An 18192-nucleotide genomic window follows, 5' to 3' on the forward strand; every position below is an offset into this window, starting at 1 on the left:
TGCTAAGGTGTCTGGCAACCCAATAAGACCATATCACGAGGTGTCTGCTTGATTAGGGTGCTAGTAGTCGATGACCATGATCTCGTTCGTACAGGCATTACACGAATGCTGGCTGACATCGATGGCCTGCAAGTAGTCGGCCAGGCCGAGTCGGGTGAGGAATCCCTGATCAAGGCGCGCGAGCTGAAGCCCGATGTGGTGTTGATGGACGTCAAGATGCCGGGTATCGGCGGTCTTGAAGCCACTCGCAAATTATTGCGCAGTCACCCGGATATCAAGGTCGTCGCGGTGACTGTATGTGAAGAGGACCCGTTTCCTACACGGCTGTTGCAGGCCGGTGCGGCAGGTTACCTGACCAAGGGGGCAGGTTTGCCGGAAATGGTCCAGGCCATTCGACTGGTGTTTGCCGGGCAACGCTACATCAGCCCGCAAATTGCCCAGCAACTGGCGATCAAGTCCTTCCAGCCCACCAACGATTCGCCTTTCGATGCCTTGTCGGAGCGGGAAATCCAGATCGCGCTGATGATCGTCGGCTGCCAAAAAGTACAGATCATCTCCGACAAATTGTGCCTGTCGCCGAAAACCGTGAACACCTACCGTTACCGCATCTTCGAAAAGCTTTCGATCAGCAGTGATGTCGAGTTGACGCTGTTGGCGGTTCGTCATGGCATGGTCGACGCCAGCCTCTGAAAATGAACGACACCTTTGATCCGAGCGCCTTTCTGTCGACCGTTAGCGGGCGCCCCGGCGTGTACCGCATGTTCGACAGCGAAGCGCGGTTGCTCTACGTCGGCAAGGCGAAGAATCTCAAGAGTCGCCTGTCGAGTTACTTTCGAAAGACCGGGCTTGCCCCCAAGACCGCCGCGCTGGTAGCGCGTATCGCCCAGGTCGAGACGACGATCACCGCCAATGAAACCGAAGCCTTGCTGCTTGAGCAGACGCTGATCAAGGAATGGCGTCCGCCCTACAACATCCTGCTGCGCGACGATAAATCCTACCCCTACGTCTTTCTCTCCGACGGAGAGTTTCCGCGCCTGAGCATTCATCGCGGCGCGAAAAAGGCCAAGGGCAAATATTTCGGGCCTTATCCGAGTGCCGGCGCGATCCGCGAAAGCCTGAGCCTGCTGCAAAAGACGTTTTTCGTTCGCCAATGCGAAGACAGTTATTACAAGAACCGCACGCGCCCTTGCCTGCAATACCAGATCAAGCGTTGCAAGGCGCCCTGTGTCGGGCTGGTGGAGCCGCAGGTGTACGCCGAGGATGTCCGCCATTCGGTGATGTTTCTTGAAGGGCGCAGCAATGCACTGACTGACGAGTTGTCCGCCGGGATGGAAGAGGCGGCGATCAATCTCGAATTCGAACGGGCCGCGGAGTTGCGGGACCAGATTGCTTTACTGCGCCGGGTCCAGGATCAACAGAGCATGGAGGGCGGGACCGGGGACGTCGATGTGATTGCTGCCTTCGTCAACCCGGGTGGTGCCTGTGTTCACTTGATCAGCGTGCGGGGCGGTCGGGTACTGGGAAGCAAGAACTTCTTCCCTCAAGTCGGTATTGAAGAAGACGTTTCTGAAGTCATGGCCGCGTTTCTCGGCCAGTACTTCATCAGCAGCCCTGAACGCGACTTGCCCAGCGAGCTGATCGTCAACGTGGTCCACGATGACTTTCCCACGCTGATCGCCGCCATCGACGAATTACGCGGTCGGGAGCTGACCATCAGCCATCGCGTGCGGGGCACGCGGGCGCGCTGGCAGCAACTGGCGGTGACCAATGCCGAGCAGGCTCTGAGTGCGCGCCTGGCGAATCGTCAGCACATTACGGCGCGCTTCGATGCACTGGCCGAGGTGCTGAAGCTGGATGAGCCTCCACAGCGACTTGAGTGCTACGACATCAGTCACTCCAGCGGTGAGGCGACGGTGGCGTCGTGCGTGGTCTTCGGCCCCGAAGGTCCGATCAAGGCCGATTACCGCCGGTACAACATCGAGGGCGTTACGGCCGGCGATGATTATGCGGCGATGCATCAGGCGCTGACCCGACGCTTCAGCAAACTGAAGGACGGGGAGGGCAAGCTGCCGGATATCCTGCTGGTGGACGGCGGAAAAGGCCAGTTGTCCATGGCCCGCGACGTGCTCGATGAGCTGGCCGTGCCTGACCTGATTTTGCTGGGTGTGGCAAAAGGCGCGACGCGCAAGGCCGGTTTCGAAACCCTGTACCTGAACGACGCTGCACATGAGTTCACCTTGCGCGGCGATTCACCCGCGCTGCACCTGATCCAGCAGATTCGCGACGAAGCCCACCGGTTTGCCATTACCGGGCACCGAGCCCGACGTGGAAAAACCCGTCGGACGTCTACACTGGAAGGCGTCGCCGGCGTCGGACCCACACGTCGGCGTGATTTGTTGAAACATTTTGGTGGATTGCAGGAGCTGTCTCGTGCAAGCATCGAAGAAATTGCCAAAGCCCCCGGGATCAGTAAAAAGCTCGCAGAGTTGATTTATGCAAATCTGCACAGCGAGTAGAATGCCCCCTCACCTCGTAGCCAGTTGTGCCGATGAATATCCCTAATCTGATTACCGTTCTACGCGTTCTGCTCATACCGATCTTCATTTTGCTGTTCTACCTGCCTTACCAGTGGAGCTACATGGCCTCCGCCTCGGTCTTCGCATTCGCTGCGGCGACCGACTGGCTGGACGGGTACCTGGCGCGCCGCCTGGAACAAAGCACGCCGTTCGGGGCTTTCCTCGATCCGGTTGCCGACAAGCTGATGGTTGCGGTTGCATTGGTCCTGTTGGTGCAGGAACACGGAAACCTGTGGCTCACGCTGCCTGCCGCCGTGATCATCGGTCGCGAGATTGTCGTCTCGGCACTGCGCGAATGGATGGCCGAACTGGGCGCTCGTGCCCACGTCGCCGTATCTAACCTGGGCAAATGGAAAACCGCCGCGCAAATGCTGGCGCTGGTGATCCTGCTGGCCAATCCCAAGGATTTCAGTTTCTGGGTCTTGCTGGGCTACACCTTGTTGATGGTGTCGGCTGGCCTGACTTTGTGGTCGATGGTCCAGTACCTGCGGGCTGCCTGGCCACATCTGAAGACTGACGTTGAAAAGAAATAAAACTTTTTTGAATCAAGGGGTTGACGGGGCTTCTGGATTCTATAGAATGCGCCACACCAAGACGCGGGAATAGCTCAGTTGGTAGAGCACGACCTTGCCAAGGTCGGGGTCGCGAGTTCGAGTCTCGTTTCCCGCTCCAAGTTTGTACGCATTTGATGTCGCGCTACTGACAGCAAATGTTTTGAGGCCGAGTAGCAAAATGGTTATGCAGCGGATTGCAAATCCGCCTACGCCGGTTCGATTCCGACCTCGGCCTCCACTAATAAACAAGCTCCGTAGATCTATGATTTACGGAGCTTTTTTATTTGCAATAGCCTGCAAGATTTAGTCTTGAAAAGGGTATTTGCGAACTTGCTTCACTGGGGCGGGATGTATATATTTCCACCTCTGCTGCACAAGCGTCAGAACTGCCGGATCGTTATCTGGCAAAACCTGGACGCTTCACCGCGCTACCGCCCGAATGGCGAAACTGGTAGACGCATGGGACTTAAAATCCCCCGCTCGTAAGGGCGTGCCGGTTCGATTCCGGCTTCGGGCACCATGAATATCAAGGGCTTGCGTGAGATACCTCATGCAGGCCCTTAGTTTTTTCCGCAATCAAAAAATCCTTCCGCAATTCGCTACCGGCTTCCTCCCACGCGTCATAAAACCTGTTCCTGCCCACGCCAGTGGTCATCGTCTGTCCGGTATCACTGACGCCCATGACCGATGCCAACCTGGTTCGGGTGCTGCAATCGCAGACCCGCCTGAAAGTCGGCCTGTTGCGCTACGACACGATCGCCCAAGGCGCTGAGCAGGTGCAGGCGCGAATCGCTGAACTGAGGGCTCAAGGTGTCGGCATGGCCATCGCCGATGCCTTGCCGGACAGCGATCTGTACACCCTCGGTAGCGCCTGCGCCGATCTGCCGTTGTTGACGGGTGGTTCGGGGCTGGCCCTGGGCCTGCCGGAAAACTTCCGTCGCGCCGGCAAGTTGCGCGACCTCGACGCCTCGAAACTCCCGGTGGTGTCCGGTGGGGAAGTGGTGTTGGCCGGTAGTGCTTCGATCGCCACCAATGGGCAAGTGGCGGCCTGGCTCGAAGCTGTTCGTCCAGATTTGCGGATTGATCCGTTGGCCTGGCGGCGAGGGAGCCGGTGGTGGCGCAAGCGTTTCACCCGTTTTGGCAACCGGCGCACGCCCCTGGCGTTGACGATTGCCGGCTTCATGGTCGGGTGGCGTATTCGGCAAGGTGCTGGTGGATACCGGAATCGGTGTCGTGCTCTCCGACATGCTGCGCACCACGGGGCTGCCGGTGCTGGCCCTGTCCCATATCAATGACGCCGGTTACTGGATCTTCACCAAACTGTCAGGCCTGAACGTGGCCGACGGTCTGCGCACCTGGACGGTGATGACCACTTTGCTCGGTACCTTGGGTTTCTGTATTACCCTGCTGATCTGGCCCTTTGTCTAACCCTTTATTTCAGGAGCTACCATGCCTCGTTTTGCTGCCAATCTCAGCATGCTCTACCCGGAACATGAGTTTCTGGATCGTTTCGCCGCCGCTGCCTCTGACGGTTTCGAAGCGGTCGAATATCTGTTTCCCTACGACTACCGTGCTGAAGAACTCAAGCAATGCTTGAGCGACAACGGCCTGGTGCAGGCACTGTTCAACGCACCGCCCGGTGATTGGGCAGCGGGGGAGCGGGGCACGGTGTCGTTGCCGGGCCGGGAGAGTGAATTTCGTAGCGGTTTTGATCGTGCCCTGGACTACGCCAGCGTATTGGGCAATTCACGCATCCATGTCATGGCCGGGCTGTTGCCGTCGGAAAACGATCGCCCGCGGCATCACGGCGTGTACCTGGAGAACCTCGCCTACGCCACCACCCAGGCAGCCAAGGCAGGCGTCACCGTATTGCTCGAACCGATCAATACGCGAGACATGCCAGGCTTTTTCCTCAACCGCCAGGATCAGGCCCAGGCTATCTGCAAGGAAGTGGGCGCCAGTAACCTGAAGGTTCAGTTCGACTGCTACCACTGCCAAATCGTCGAGGGCGACCTGGCGGCCAAACTGCGTCGCGACTTCGATGGTATCGGCCATATCCAGATCGCCGGGGTGCCGGATCGGCATGAACCGGACCTGGGGGAAGTCAATTATCCTTATCTGTTCGAGCTGATCGATCAGTTGGGTTATGACGGCTGGGTAGGGTGCGAGTATCGGCCTCGTGGCAATACGTCTGCCGGCTTGCAGTGGTTGCGCGACTGGAAGGTGCGCCAGGCGCTATAGAGGAAGGCTGGCCTGCACCCGGTCCCAGGGCGCTTTCATACTCTGGGCGCAGCTGCCGTAAAATTTCGACACGTTGCTTGAAACGGGCTTTACTGGAATAAGTCGTGCGGATTATCGAGGGCTGCATGTTCTCGGCAGCCAGTACTGGCTGGATGCCGAGTGCAAAACTACAACCGTCGAGGTTGAGGAGCAGTCCTTGCCCATGTCCCGGTTCCTCTGCGCCATGCTGTTCGCACTGCTGCTCGTTGGCTGCGCAACCACGCGCTTGCCCCACGAATTCAGCGAGGCGATACCCGCCAGCGATTCGGCGTTCGGGCGTTCGATCCAGGTTCAGGCCGCCGCACACGAGGGGCGCTCGGGTTTTCGCTTGCTGCCCAACAGCAGTGAAGCATTCCGGGCGCGCGCCGAGTTGATCCGCCATGCGCAGAAATCCGTCGATCTGCAGTACTACATCGTGCATAACGGTCTGAGCACCCGGGCGCTGGTGCGTGAAATGCTGCTGGCTGCCGATCGCGGCGTACGGATACGCATCTTGCTCGATGACACGGCCAGCGACGGCCAGGAAGAAGTCATCGCTACCCTGGCGGTGCACCCGAACATCCATATCCGCGTCTTCAATCCTTTGCATCTGGGGCGCAGCACCGTGGTCACCCGAACCATGGGGCGTCTGCTTGATCTTTCCCAGCAACACCGACGCATGCACAACAAACTGTGGCTGGCCGACAACAGCGCAGCCATCGTCGGCGGACGCAACCTGGGGGACGAATATTTCGACGCCAAGCCCGATCTCAACTTCACCGACATGGACCTGCTGTGCATCGGTCCGGTCGCCGAGCAGTTGGGACACAGCTTCGATCAGTACTGGAATAGCGCCTTGAGCCAGTCGATCAGTGACTTCCTGCTCAACAAGCCGACAGCACAAGACTTGCTCGAGAGCCGTCAACGCCTGGAGCAATCGCTGCAGACCTCACGTATCGAGAGCAAGGTGTTGTACAACCATCTCATGACCTACCAGACTCAGCCGCAATTCGAGACCTGGCGCAAGCAACTGATCTGGGCCCATAACAAGGCGATGTGGGACGCTCCGAGCAAGGTCCTGGCCGACGGCGAGCCGGCACGCGCGCTATTGATGGCCACACAGCTGCGTCCTGAACTCGATGGCGTCAATAACGAGCTGATCATGATCTCGGCCTATTTCGTTCCGCAAAAGCCGGGTATGGACTATCTGCTGGGGCGTGCCGATGCCGGCGTCGATGTGCGCCTGCTGACCAACTCACTGGAAGCCACCGATGTGCCGGCTGTGCATGGCGGCTATGCACCGTATCGCAAGACTCTGCTCGAACATGGCGTGAAGCTCTATGAGCTGCGGCGCCAGCCGGACGATCCCGGCCGCAGTTCTTCGTTTGGCTTCAGTGGTGGCTCGGACTCCAGTCTGCACACCAAGGCCATGATCCTGGACAAGCAGAAAGTGTTCGTCGGCTCGTTCAATTTCGACCCGCGTTCAGTGTTCTGGAACACTGAAGTCGGAGTGCTGGTCGATAGTCCCGAACTGGCCGGCCAAGTGCGCCAGTTGGCGCTTGAGGGCATGGCGCCGGCCATGAGTTACCAGGCCCGACTGGAAAACGGCGAAGTCGTCTGGCTCACCGAGGACGACGGCCGCGAGCATACCTTGCGTAAGGAGCCCGGCAGCAAATGGCGTAGCTTCAAGGCCTGGCTCAGCGACAAGATCGGCCTGGAGAAAATGCTCTAGATCGAAACCAGGCGTACGGCCTCCGGCTGCAACACAACTAAATTCTGAGTAAGTGGAATGTTGAACTCCCGATCCAGAGGCCAACTCCTAACTCACAAGGCACTGTACACGACAACGATGTGGCGATGACCCACCAACAGTTGCATAGCCGCGAGCCCGGCGCGATATTCGAAACCAATCTTCCAGCGCGCCTGGACCGCTTGCCGTGGGGCCGCTTTCACTCCCTGCTGGTGGTCGCGCTGGGCGTCACCTGGTTGCTCGACGGTCTGGAAGTGACCCTGGCGGGCTCGGTGTCCGGCGCGCTGAAAAACAGCCCCGTCCTGCGCATGAACAACTTCGATATTGGCCTGGCCGGCGGCATCTACATCGCCGGTGCAGTGCTCGGTGCCTTGCTGTTCGGCTGGCTGACCGATCGCCTGGGGCGGCGCAAGTTGTTCTTTGTAACTTTATGGCTGTATGTAGGCGCCACGGCGGCCACGGCGTTCTCGTTCAGCCTGGAAAGCTTCCTGCTGTTTCGCTTCCTCACGGGCATGGGCATCGGCGGCGAATACACGGCGATCAATTCGACCATCCAGGAATTTACCCCGGTACGCTATCGCGGCTGGGTCGACCTGAGCATCAACGGCACATTCTGGCTAGGTGCAGCATTGGGTGCCGGCGGGGCCATCGTCCTGCTGGATCCGCACGTGGTCGGTGGTGAGCTGGGCTGGCGCCTGTGCTTCGGCATTGGTGCCGCGTTGGGCCTGGTGATCCTGGTGATGCGCCTGTGGTTGCCGGAAAGCCCGCGCTGGCTGCTGGTCCATGGTCAGCGCGATAAGGCGCGACACATCGTCGAAGGTATCGAAGCGAGTCTGCGCGAACAAGGCCACGAACTGCCGGCGGTGACCAGCAAACCATTGCGCCTGCACGCGCGGGACCATACGCCGCTGGGGGAGGTCTTCCATACCCTGTTCGTCAGATTCAGCCGCCGCGCGCTGGTGGGGATGACCCTGCTGACAGCGCAGGCGTTCTTTTACAACGCGATATTCTTCACCTATGCGCTGGTGCTCACCGATTTTTACCAGGTGCCCGCCGAACAGGTCGGTTGGTACGTATTGCCCTTGGCACTGGGCAATTTTTGCGGACCGCTGCTGCTGGGGCGCCTGTTTGACGTGGTCGGCCGACGCGTGATGATCAGCTTCACTTATGCGACGTCCGGAATGTTGCTGGCGCTCAATGGCTACGCCTTCCAGCAGGGCTGGCTGGATGTCACCCAGCAAGCCGCGGCGTGGATGGTGATCTTCTTTTTCGCTTCGGCAGCGGCCAGTTCGGCTTACCTGACGGTGGCAGAAACCTTCCCGCTGGAAATCCGTGCCTTGGCCATCGCCGTGTTCTACGCGTTCGGCACTGGCCTGGGCGGCATCATCGGGCCGACGCTGTTTGGCCAACTGATTCAGACCCAGCAGCGCGGCAGTCTGTTGATTGGTTATCTGGCAGGCGCTGCACTAATGTGTGCGGCGGCGGCGGTGCAAGCGGTTTGGGGGGTGTCTGCCGAGCGTCGAGCGCTGGAACATGTGGCCAGGCCTTTGTCCCAGGCTGAGGATTGAGTGGGGGCGACTGTCCAAAGAGCCGTTTGAGAAAGCCGGCGCAAATCCAGAGGCAATTCACTCAAAAGGGTGACGCGGTCAAGCTGGATGTCTTCTGACATTTTTGCCTGCACCTGCCTGACTCAGGCTCCTTGCAGTAAACGGAGGGTACCTGTGCCCTTATTTTCGAGGGTATTGAATGAAACAAGGACAAGTTCTGCTGTTGGCTTTGTTGATGATGTTTTTAACGGGGTGCACGACTACGCCGCCAAAAGACCAAGGCAATCTCTGCAGTATCTACCGTGAGTATCCCGACTGGTATGAGGACTCGCTGCAAATGCAGAGCGAGTATGGGACACCCCTGCATGTGGCCATGGCGATCATGAAGCAGGAAAGCAGCTACGTGGCGGACGCATTGCCGCCTCGTGACTACCTGCTATGGGTCATCCCCTGGGGGCGAGTCAGTTCGGCCTACGGTTACGCGCAGGCTCAAGACCCGGTGTGGGGTGAGTACAGGGACAATACGGGCAACGGTGGTTCGCGTGACAGTTTCGACGACGCGATCATGTTTATCGGTTGGTACACCACGGGCACCCAACGTCAGCTCGGGATCTCCAAATGGGACACCTACAATCAGTACCTGGCTTATCACGAGGGGCGAGGGGGCTTCAGCCGCGATTCCTATCGCAGTAAACCGTGGCTGATGCAGGTTGCCCAGAAAGTGCAAAAGCAGTCAGAGATTTACAACGCGCAACTAAAAGTGTGTCGCCAAGAGTTGGATGATGATCGTAGCGGGTGGTTTTAACGCATTTACGAAAAAAAATCCCCGCACCTCCTGGGGGAAGATGCGGGGCAATGTATTACACATGGTGAGGAAGGTCGGCCTCCTCAAATGCAGACTGGCTGTATTCGAAGCGTCCGTTAGAGGCACCACCTGTGAACCCCTTGGCCAACCTCCCTCGACGCATATTTAAAGCCGAGGGAGAGGAGCGAGCGAAATCAATAATTATCAAAAGCAGATCAATCAATATGGATATGGCTTCGTGGATAGCTTCTCGGTGAGGGCATCGCGAGATTAAGCCAGTTCCAAAAGAAGTCTGTTGGTGCTGCCTGGCAAGGGGTGAGGTGCATTGATCCGGCCTTCCAGTCTGTTCACGAACGCGAGGGCTTCTGCGTAGCTGCGAAATTCAACGCACCACGCGTTCATCCATACATTCCAGCCTTCCGGCTTGCTCGCTTTCTCGATTTTTATCAGCATCCTGGAATCCCTCCATGTGGTGGTTAAGCCCACATTTAAAGCCAATAGAGGGGGGTGTTTGGAAATTAATAATTATCAAAAATGGATTTACGGCGGCGGGGGATTCAGACGTTGGAGCCGTGTTTGCGATCGATTGGGCATGCTCTAAACCAAGGGTTTGCAAGCGAAAGCATTGCAAACCCTTGTATGTTTCTGCGTCATTATTTCGATCTTGATCATGGTCGCCTGATGCTTCAGGGGGCCGGGTCTGCCTTGCGGCGATCGCTGCCGGCCGGGTTGCCGGTATCGATCAGCCTTCTTTCCAGCAGTACGTTTTCCAGGGCCTGGCGGTCTGACGGGTTCATCTGATGTTCTCGCTCCTTGAGTTCCAACAGGATCGGGGTCGACCACTGGCGGTAGGTTTGTTCAGCACTACGATTGAGTGACATGGGTTCCTCCTTAATCAGGCTCCTGCCAATAAGGCGCCGCACTTCGATACGCCCAAAAACCCTAGTCGACGAAGCGGGTTCCCGCCACTGCTTTACGTCGGACTGCCATTGCCCCAGATGCCCGTAGCGGCAGTGCGCTGTACGTAGTCGCCGAAGTCGCGCGCCGGGCGTCCCAGTGCCCGCTGTACGCCATCGGCCACGGGTGTGTTGCGCCCGTCCAGCACCGTCGTGAAGAGATACAACACCAGATCGATCAACGCCGGGGGAAGCTGTTCCTGTTCCATTGCCTGTCGATAGGCATCCGGCGGCACGGGCACGAATTCGATGTTGCGACCGGTGGCGCGGGCAATCTCGGTCACGGCTTGAGCAAAGGTCAACGCCCGAGGGCCGGTCAATTCATAGAGCTGGCCAGTGTGCCCGGGTTGAGTCAGTGCGGCGACGGCACACTCGGCGATGTCTTGCGCATCGACAAAGGGCTCGGCGACCTGGCCGATGGGGAGTGCGAGTTCACCTTGCACAATGGGTTCAAGAAAGTGTGCCTCGCTGAAATTCTGGCAGAACCAACTGGCCCGTAGAATTGTCCAGTCAATCCCGCTGTCCTGTACAACGCGTTCGGCCTGTTCGGCTTCCACTTCGCCACGTCCGGATAACAAGACCAGTTTGCGGACGCCGCTTTTCACCGCCAGGTCAGTGAACGCCTGGATGGTTTCAACGGCGCCAGGAACGGCAAGATCAGGTTGAAAGGAAATGTAGACGCGATGAACGCCATCGATCACGGCGTCCCAGGTCGATCGATCTTCCCAGTCGAAGGGAGGATTGGCGTCGCGGGAGCCCCGGCGAACGGGCAGGCCGGCGGCTTCGAGGCGTTGTGCGATGCGCCGTCCGGTTTTGCCGGTGGCGCCGAGGACCAGCGTGATTGGTTGGGCAGTTTTCATCGCGTTCATCTCCATCGGTTAATGTGAGTGATGCTCATGTTAAAAAAGATGATAGATGCTCATGTTTTACCGTCAACCCGTCAGATCGAATTCCCCGACGTGTGGCATCTGTTGTTGGGCGCAGGGAGTGGCGATGCTAAGGTGAGCACATGTCACGTTTTTGATCGGGAATTCACTCGTGCGCAAAAAGCCCTCTGAAAACCTCGAACAGCCTGCTGCAGAAGCGGTTCGACGCAACCCCACGCAACAGCGCAGCCGCGATCGTCAGGAGCGGATTCTGGCCATGGCCACTCAATTGATCGCGGACAAGGGCAGCGACCAACTCAAGATGAGTGAAATCGCCGAGCGCTCCGAGATCTCGATCGGTTCCCTTTATCAATATTTTCCCGACAAGAGTTCCGTGATCCGCACGCTGGCCGAACGCTATAACGCTGAGAGCCGCCGTTGCATTGCAGAGGCAATGGCGGCCGTCGAGGACGCCCAGGGTTTGCAGGCCGCCTATTCGCAGTTGCTCGATCTGTATTACGAGATCGTGATGGCGACACCGGTGATGCGTGACATCTGGTCCGGCATGCAGGCCGACAAGCAGCTGTTGCAGCTGGAGTTGAAGGAGAGTCGGGTTGCCGGAGCGCTGCTGTCCCAAGCGATGCTTCGCGTGTATCCCGACTGTGACGAACAACAGGTCGAGGAGTCCGCGTTTTTGATCTGGCACTTGGGCGAGGCAACCATGCGCTTGGCTGTCACTTGTGCACCCGATGAGGGACGAGCACTGGTCGAGGCGTTCAAGCGTATGTCCCTGCGCGAGATCATGGAGCCCGCGCGCAGGAACATCGATTCACCGTAAAAGCCTGGCGGTCGGTTCAGTTTCCCTAAACGAAGGGTTGACCGCCAAAACCGCGGGGCAGTCGTTGCAGGCCGGCCATCGCGGTCAGTCGCTCGGTCCAGGCTGAACGCCAGTCATTGGCGGTGTGCATGGCTTTGGCTTTGCGTGCTGCGCGGCGGGCAGCGTTGCGTTCAGCCTTGCGGGCCTCTTTGTAGGCGTCGGTGTTTCGGCAGCTTCGGCATTTAACCCGATTGAGTTCGCGGGTCGATACGAGGTTGCTGCCGTGGTGACCGCAGGCCAGGTGACCGCAGGCCAGGTGCCCGCTGACTTTGAAATGAGTGACCATTGGAACGTCTCCTTCGTGACGTGTGAGCGGTTGACTCCACGTGAGCGGGGACGTTCGATTGGTTTTGCGCAACAAAAATCCCGACACCAGGCCGGGTTGTGAGAAAAGCTGGAAATCCAGCAGGCAGCCAAAGGTTCGCAGACGCACGGTCAACGATCATGCTGCCCGAATCGGGCCTGTCCTCGCGCTGCGAATCCGTGACGGATCATCTGAACCGTGGCAGAGGCGGGTCGACAGGCTTGAGAGACGACAGCGTGTGCCGGATCAGCGGCGTGTCCTTTTCGATGTCGTTCAGGCGATCACGAATTCTGAGGGCGGTAGGGTGTCCGCCTTGATGATCGACCCAGTCGGCGATTTCCTTGCAGGCGGCGGCCAGGCGGGCCTGACGGGAGTCCAGCAAGGTGAGCAGGGTGGTGATGGACTCTTTTTCGGACATGGGAGACACCTCCGTTCAAGAAACCTGTGTGTGGCAGCAAAAAGCCCGCCGGGAGCGAGCTTTCTGCCGAAAGGGTTACTGATCCTTCAGCCATTTCAGTATAGACCCGTTAAAAAAGGGTGACACCCCTCAACTTTGTCGGGCTGTCACTTGTGATTTCGCGTTCAACTGACGGCAAACACGCGCGGCGTCCTCTTCAACCTCGTAGCCATCTCCGATGAAGCCTTGGGTGCGGGTATCGGCGATGCGGTACCAGACCGCGGCATCCGGTGGCAGGTGGTCATTTTCACCGGCACGGCGGCCATGGATGATGATCTTGTTGCAACGCTTCACGACGAAAATGTCTTCCATGGCGTCTCCGCGGCGGATTCGTGTTCAGTTCAACTATAGAAGTCATTGCTGATCGTGCAAAAAATAGGCAGGTCAATTCGTCGGTTCAAGCGCTGCCAGCGTTCTCTCCAGAAAATTCGCCAGCCCGACTTCCGCGGCCGAGAGCCCCTTGCGCGCTCTCGGCCTTGGCAGTTGCGCCAAAGCCCCTAGAAGGAAACCATCTAGCACCGCCGGGTGGATATAGCACTTGCGGCACACCGCCGGGGTATTGCCCAGTTGCCTGGCAACGTCCTTGACCATCTCCACCAGGTGCCGTCGGGCGTCCATTTCAGGTTCCCAGTGACGCTTGCGCAGTATTGCCAGGGCCAGAACACTGCCGGCCCAGGTGCGGTAGTCCTTGGCGGTGAAATCGGCGCCGCTGAGCCTTTGCAAATAGCTGTTGATGTCGGATGAACTGACGGTGTGCCGGTCACCGTTTTCATCCAGATACTGAAACAGGTTCTGCCCGGGTATTTCCTGGCAGCGCCTGATGATCCGGGCCAGGCGCCGGTCCTTCACGGTGATCTGGTGTTCGACGCCACTTTTGCCGCGGAACTGGAACAGGATGGCACTGCCGTTGATCTCTACATGGCGGCTGCGCAGGGTCGTCAGGCCATAGGAGCGGTTGTCCCGGGCGTATTGGCTGTTACCGATGCGGATCAGCGTCGAGTCGAGCAGGGTAATGACAGTGGCCATGACTTTGTCGCGACTGAATCCCGGTTCCGTTAGCACGGCTTGCAATCGTTGACGCAGTTTCGGCAGGGCCAGCCCGAATTCACGCAGGCGCAAATACTTGTCGGCGTCACGCACCTCTCGCCAGTGGGGGTGATAACGGTACTGCTTGCGACCCCGGGCATCGCGCCCGGTAGCCTGCAGATGCCCGCGTGGATCGGCGCAGATCCACACCTCGGTATAGGCGGGCGGCACCGCGAGGGAGTTGAGGCGCTTGATTGCGTCGGGGTCGGTGATACGCTGGCCGGCTGGGTCGAAATAGGCGAATTTTCCGCGCAGTTTCCTGCGGGTAATGCCCGGCTGAGTGTCATCGACATAATGCAGGTCAGGTGGCAGTCCATCGGGCATGACAAGCGTCCTGGGCAAGGAGTCACGGAGCATTACAGCCATTGACCTCGCCCCGGTGCAGTCGTGCCTTCGGAGTTACGCCAGCACCGCGACCGCTTTTATTTGTGCCCAGAGTGGCTGGCCAGGATGAATGTTCAGTTGGTCACGGGAATAACGCGTGATCCGCGCAAGCAGCGGCGTGCCGGCGGCATCCAGGCGAACCAGCACGTGGGCGGCGTTGTCGGCGTTCATTTCACTGACCACGGTGACCGGCAGGCGATTGAGAATGCTGCTATGCCCGACATTGTCCAGGCTCAGGCTCACATCCCGCGCCTGGACCTTGCAGCGCAGCGCCTGGCCCACGTCCATTGGCGTATGCGGCACACGAATGTCGAGGGCGGTGTCGGGCAGTTGCAGGCTGAGCAATTGATAGTCGGCGTCATAGGCGCTGACGCGACCTTCGATCACCACACCGGCGTCATCCCCCATTGCCAACGGCAAGTCGAGGCGCGCCAGGGTCTGGCCGATCGGGCCGCTGGCCAGTGCCTTGCCGTTGCTGAGCAGCACGATATGGTCGGCCAGCCGCGCGACTTCATCCTGGGAATGGCTGACGTACAGCACCGGGATGTCGAGCTCGTCGTGCAGGCGTTGCAAGTAGGGCAGGATTTCACCTTTGCGTTGGGCATCCAGCGCCGCCAGGGGTTCGTCCATCAACAGCAGTTTCGGGCTGGTGAGCAAGGCGCGGGCGATGCCGACGCGCTGACGCTCGCCGCCCGAAAGGTGTTGCGGGTGCCGGCCCAGCAAATGACCGATGCCCAGCAATTCGGTGGCGTGGGCCATGTCGACCCGACGCTGTGGCTTGGGAATGCGCTTGAGGCCGAACTCGAGATTGGCCAGCACCGACAGATGGGGAAACAGGCTGGCTTCCTGGAACACGTAGCCCAGCGCGCGCTTGTGCGGCGCGACGAAGATCCGGTTGGCGCTGTCTTGCCAGACTTCATTGTTGACCTGGATAAAGCCTTGATCGGCCCGCTCCAGGCCGGCGATGCAGCGTAGGCAAGTGGTCTTGCCTGAACCGGAGTGGCCGTAAAGTGCCGTGACGCCACGGCCCGGCAGTTGCAGATCGACGTCCAGGGCGAAGCCCGAATAACGCAGTTTCAGACGCATTTGAATCATCGATCAGCTCCAGCCCGCTTTGGTTTTACGGCTGGAATACAGCGCCAGCAGGACGACAAACGAGAACACCAGCATCGCCCCGGCCAGCCAATGGGCCTGGGCGTATTCCATGGCTTCGACGTGGTCGTAGATCTGCACCGAGACCACGCGGGTCTTCTCGGGAATGTTGCCGCCGATCATCAGCACCACGCCGAACTCGCCGACGGTGTGGGCGAAGCCGAGAATGGCCGCGGTAATGAAACCGGGGCGGGCCAGGGGCAGGATCACACTGAAAAAGCTGTCCCAGGGATTGGCCCGCAAGGTCGCGGCCACTTCGAGCGGGCGCGTGCCAATCGCGGAAAAAGCGTTTTGCAGCGGCTGGACCACAAATGGCATCGAATACAACACCGAACCGATGACCAGCCCCGCAAAACTGAACGTGAGGGTCCCAAGGCCCAGTGACTGGGTGAGCTGTCCAAGGAACCCGTGAGGGCCGAGGGCCAGCAACAGATAGAAACCAATCACCGTCGGCGGCAGCACCAGGGGCAGGGCGACAATCGCCCCGACCGGGCCGCGCAACCAGGAGCGGGTGCGCGACAGCCATAACGCAATCGGAGTGCCGACAATCAGCAGGATGACGGTCGTCAGGGACGCCAGTTTCAGGGTCAGCCAGATGGCGGAAAGATCGGCACTCGATAGCGACATTTAGATTTCGTAACCGTAGGACTTGATGACAGCTGCCGCTTTCGGCCCCTTGAGGTAGTCAACCAGTGCCTTGGCGGCCGGGTTGTCCTTGCCCTTGTTGAGAATCACCGCATCCTGCTTGATCGGGTCGTGCAGGCTGGCGGGAACGATCCAGGCCGAACCGCTGGAGATCTTGCCGTCCTTGTAGATCTGCGACAAGGCGACAAAACCCAGCTCGGCGTTGCCGGTGGAAATGAACTGGTAGGCCTGGCTGATGTTCTGGCCTTCAACGATCTTGTCCTTGACCTTGTCGGTCAAGCCTTCTTTTGCCAGTACCTGGGTCGCCGCCAGGCCATAAGGCGCGGCTTTCGGGTTGGCGATGGACAGGTGTTGGTAGGCGTTCTTTTTCAGCACATCGCCCTTGGCATCGACGTAGCCTTCCTTGGCCGACCACAGCGCCAGGGTGCCGACCGCGTAGGTGAAGCGCGAGCCCTTGACGGAGTCGCCTTCGGCTTCAAGTTTTTTCGGGGTGCTGTCGTCTGCCGAGAGGAACACTTCGAACGGCGCACCGTTTTTGATCTGGGTGTAGAACTGGCCGGTGGCGCCAAAGGAGGCGACCAGTTTATGCCCGGTGTCTTTTTCGAAATCAGCGGCGATGGCCTGGATGGGCGCGGTGAAGTTGGCGGCGACCGCCACCTGGACTTCGTCCGCCTGGGCTGAGCCGAAGGCGAATGCGGCGAGAAGGCTCGCCAGGCAGGTCGGGGCAAAACGTGAGGCACGAATGAACATGAAACGGCTCCGTCAAAGGCAATTGCGGCAGGTTAATCGTTATGTACAAAAATATATAGCGAATTGCCTTTGAACGGAATGTGCTGGTGAAAAATTGTATACAATTTAATGGGGCAGATGCTCAGAAGCGACCTGAGAGTCTCGCCAACCCTTCTTCAGCCAGCTTTCGAGTCAGTGCCTCGCTGGTCAAATCGACGCCGAGGGTAAATGCCTGACCGGCCCAGAGGTTGCTGAAATCCGCTTCACCTTTGGCCCGCAACGGCATCAGCGCGCCACCGGCAAGGGGGAAGGCCGGGGCCTTGGCGCTCATGGGGCCCAGTTCACGCATCACCCGATTGAGGATGCCCCGGGCCGGGCGACCGGTGAACACGTTGGTGACGGCTGTCTCGCTTTCCCTGGCGGTGCGCAACGCCTTGTGATGGGACGGGCTGACCTTGGCCTCTGGGGTGAACAGGTACGCCGTACCCACCTGCACCGCCGAAGCACCGAGCATGAATGCAGCGGCGACGCCTCGGGCGTCAGCGATGCCGCCAGCGGCAATCACCGGCACTTTCACCGCATCGACGACTTGGGGCACCAGGGCGAAAGTCCCCACCTGACTGCTCAGGTCATCGCTGAGAAACATCCCGCGATGGCCCCCGGCCTCGTAGCCCATGGCAATGATTGCATCGCAACCGTGCTGCTCCAGCCACACGGCTTCTGCGACTGTGGTGGCTGAGGACAGCACCTTCGCACCCGTGGCCTTGACCCGGTCGAGCAGGGATTTTTCCGGCAAGCCAAAGTGAAAGCTCACCACTTGCGGGCGAAACGCTTCGACCACTTCGCAGGCCGCGTTATCGAACGGTGCCCGGTTGGACACCGGCGTCGGTGCATCGAAGTCGGCGCCGAGTTCCTGGTAGTAGGGTTGCAGCAGGTTTTTCCAGTCCTGTGCGCGTTGCTCATCCGCAGCAGGCGGCTGATGACAGAAGAAGTTGACGTTGATCGGGCGTCGGGTGTGTTGGCGGATGGTTTTGAGCTCTTCGCGCAGTTGATCGGTGCTGAGCATCGCCGCCGGCATCGAGCCCAGGCCGCCGGCATTGCAGGTGGCGATCACCATGGACGAGTTTGTGGCACCGGCCATCGGCCCCTGGATGATCGGCAGTTCGATCCCGAGCAGGTCAAGGATGCGGGTATCTGGCCATTGGTTCATGTGCTGTGTTCTCCGACGTTGAATCCGGGCAGGGG

At 59.3% G+C, this 18192-nt stretch carries 19 protein-coding genes, 3 tRNA genes and 2 pseudogenes; 13 read left to right on the forward strand and 11 right to left on the reverse strand.

Annotated elements, in window-relative coordinates; all coding sequences use genetic code 11:
* Positions 1 to 48 precede the first annotated feature (48 nt).
* The 12 genes and pseudogenes from gacA to AB4O40_RS01845 all read left to right on the forward strand — a co-directional run bounded on the left by gacA (position 49) and on the right by AB4O40_RS01845 (position 9491).
* On the forward strand, positions 49 to 690 hold the full coding sequence (gene gacA, locus AB4O40_RS01790) for a response regulator transcription factor GacA (protein WP_032829778.1): 642 nt from the start codon (positions 49 to 51) through the stop codon (positions 688 to 690).
* A 2-nt stretch (positions 691 to 692) separates the two neighbouring features.
* Positions 693 to 2516: an excinuclease ABC subunit UvrC gene (uvrC, locus tag AB4O40_RS01795; RefSeq protein WP_056724454.1), complete on the forward strand. Its 1824-nt coding sequence runs from the start codon at positions 693 to 695 to the stop codon at positions 2514 to 2516.
* A gap of 32 nt (positions 2517 to 2548) precedes the next feature.
* Positions 2549 to 3109, forward strand: a complete 561-nt coding sequence (gene pgsA / locus AB4O40_RS01800) for a CDP-diacylglycerol--glycerol-3-phosphate 3-phosphatidyltransferase (RefSeq protein ID WP_008051977.1) — start codon at positions 2549 to 2551, stop codon at positions 3107 to 3109.
* A 63-nt stretch (positions 3110 to 3172) separates the two neighbouring features.
* A tRNA-Gly gene (locus tag AB4O40_RS01805) sits at positions 3173 to 3248 on the forward strand.
* A gap of 46 nt (positions 3249 to 3294) precedes the next feature.
* Positions 3295 to 3368, forward strand: a tRNA-Cys gene (locus AB4O40_RS01810).
* Positions 3369 to 3563: 195 nt separating this feature from the next.
* Positions 3564 to 3650 (forward strand) — tRNA-Leu (locus AB4O40_RS01815).
* A gap of 151 nt (positions 3651 to 3801) precedes the next feature.
* Positions 3802 to 4256: pseudogene (locus AB4O40_RS01820) on the forward strand (four-carbon acid sugar kinase family protein); the annotation flags it as partial.
* A 59-nt stretch (positions 4257 to 4315) separates the two neighbouring features.
* A pseudogene (locus AB4O40_RS01825) lies at positions 4316 to 4558 on the forward strand (GntT/GntP/DsdX family permease); the annotation flags it as partial.
* Positions 4559 to 4579: 21 nt separating this feature from the next.
* Positions 4580 to 5371 (forward strand): 2-oxo-tetronate isomerase, encoded by a 792-nt coding sequence (otnI, locus tag AB4O40_RS01830; RefSeq protein WP_056724460.1) that lies wholly within the window; start codon positions 4580 to 4582, stop codon positions 5369 to 5371.
* Positions 5372 to 5573: 202 nt separating this feature from the next.
* On the forward strand, positions 5574 to 7121 hold the full coding sequence (locus tag AB4O40_RS01835) for a phospholipase D family protein (protein ID WP_056724462.1): 1548 nt from the start codon (positions 5574 to 5576) through the stop codon (positions 7119 to 7121).
* Positions 7122 to 7246: 125 nt separating this feature from the next.
* Positions 7247 to 8707 (forward strand): MFS transporter, encoded by a 1461-nt coding sequence (locus AB4O40_RS01840; protein ID WP_056724464.1) that lies wholly within the window; start codon positions 7247 to 7249, stop codon positions 8705 to 8707.
* 178 nt (positions 8708 to 8885) lie between these two features.
* Positions 8886 to 9491: a transglycosylase SLT domain-containing protein gene (locus AB4O40_RS01845; RefSeq protein ID WP_056724466.1), complete on the forward strand. Its 606-nt coding sequence runs from the start codon at positions 8886 to 8888 to the stop codon at positions 9489 to 9491.
* A 270-nt stretch (positions 9492 to 9761) separates the two neighbouring features.
* Here the strand turns inward: AB4O40_RS01845 and AB4O40_RS01850 are convergent, their stop codons facing one another.
* From AB4O40_RS01850 to AB4O40_RS01860, 3 genes are all read right to left on the reverse strand, one after another.
* Positions 9762 to 9944, reverse strand: a complete 183-nt coding sequence (locus tag AB4O40_RS01850; RefSeq protein ID WP_056724468.1) for a hypothetical protein — start codon at positions 9942 to 9944, stop codon at positions 9762 to 9764.
* Positions 9945 to 10177: 233 nt separating this feature from the next.
* Positions 10178 to 10372: a hypothetical protein gene (locus AB4O40_RS01855; RefSeq protein WP_056724469.1), complete on the reverse strand. Its 195-nt coding sequence runs from the start codon at positions 10370 to 10372 to the stop codon at positions 10178 to 10180.
* Positions 10373 to 10464: 92 nt separating this feature from the next.
* Positions 10465 to 11307 (reverse strand): NAD(P)H-binding protein, encoded by an 843-nt coding sequence (locus tag AB4O40_RS01860; protein WP_414914350.1) that lies wholly within the window; start codon positions 11305 to 11307, stop codon positions 10465 to 10467.
* A 178-nt stretch (positions 11308 to 11485) separates the two neighbouring features.
* Between AB4O40_RS01860 and AB4O40_RS01865 the strand changes: the two genes are divergently transcribed.
* Positions 11486 to 12151 (forward strand): TetR/AcrR family transcriptional regulator, encoded by a 666-nt coding sequence (locus AB4O40_RS01865; protein ID WP_056724473.1) that lies wholly within the window; start codon positions 11486 to 11488, stop codon positions 12149 to 12151.
* 25 nt (positions 12152 to 12176) lie between these two features.
* On the opposite strand, the gene AB4O40_RS01870 is transcribed toward AB4O40_RS01865, so the two are convergent.
* The 8 genes from AB4O40_RS01870 to AB4O40_RS01905 form a co-directional block, all read right to left on the reverse strand.
* Entirely contained in the window at positions 12177 to 12476 is a 300-nt protein-coding gene (locus AB4O40_RS01870; RefSeq protein ID WP_460056431.1) for a hypothetical protein, read from the reverse strand.
* Between the two features lie 205 nt (positions 12477 to 12681).
* The gene (locus AB4O40_RS01875) at positions 12682 to 12912 is read right to left on the reverse strand and encodes a hypothetical protein (protein WP_056724476.1); all 231 of its coding nucleotides are present in this window, start codon (positions 12910 to 12912) and stop codon (positions 12682 to 12684) included.
* Positions 12913 to 13041: 129 nt separating this feature from the next.
* Complete coding sequence (locus AB4O40_RS01880) at positions 13042 to 13263, reverse strand: hypothetical protein (protein WP_056724478.1); 222 nt, start codon at positions 13261 to 13263, stop codon at positions 13042 to 13044.
* Positions 13264 to 13335: 72 nt separating this feature from the next.
* A complete protein-coding gene (locus AB4O40_RS01885; RefSeq protein ID WP_460056427.1) occupies positions 13336 to 14361 on the reverse strand; it encodes a DNA topoisomerase IB in 1026 nt (341 codons plus the stop codon).
* Positions 14362 to 14436: 75 nt separating this feature from the next.
* A complete protein-coding gene (modC, locus tag AB4O40_RS01890; protein ID WP_056724479.1) occupies positions 14437 to 15516 on the reverse strand; it encodes a molybdenum ABC transporter ATP-binding protein in 1080 nt (359 codons plus the stop codon).
* Between the two features lie 3 nt (positions 15517 to 15519).
* Entirely contained in the window at positions 15520 to 16200 is a 681-nt protein-coding gene (gene modB, locus AB4O40_RS01895; RefSeq protein ID WP_056724481.1) for a molybdate ABC transporter permease subunit, read from the reverse strand.
* Positions 16201 to 16968, reverse strand: a complete 768-nt coding sequence (gene modA / locus AB4O40_RS01900) for a molybdate ABC transporter substrate-binding protein (RefSeq protein WP_056724483.1) — start codon at positions 16966 to 16968, stop codon at positions 16201 to 16203. It lies immediately after the preceding gene.
* A 121-nt stretch (positions 16969 to 17089) separates the two neighbouring features.
* On the reverse strand, positions 17090 to 18157 hold the full coding sequence (locus tag AB4O40_RS01905) for an NAD(P)H-dependent flavin oxidoreductase (RefSeq protein WP_056724485.1): 1068 nt from the start codon (positions 18155 to 18157) through the stop codon (positions 17090 to 17092).
* Positions 18158 to 18192 lie beyond the last annotated feature (35 nt).

Source organism: Pseudomonas sp. S2_F07, assembly GCF_054668325.1.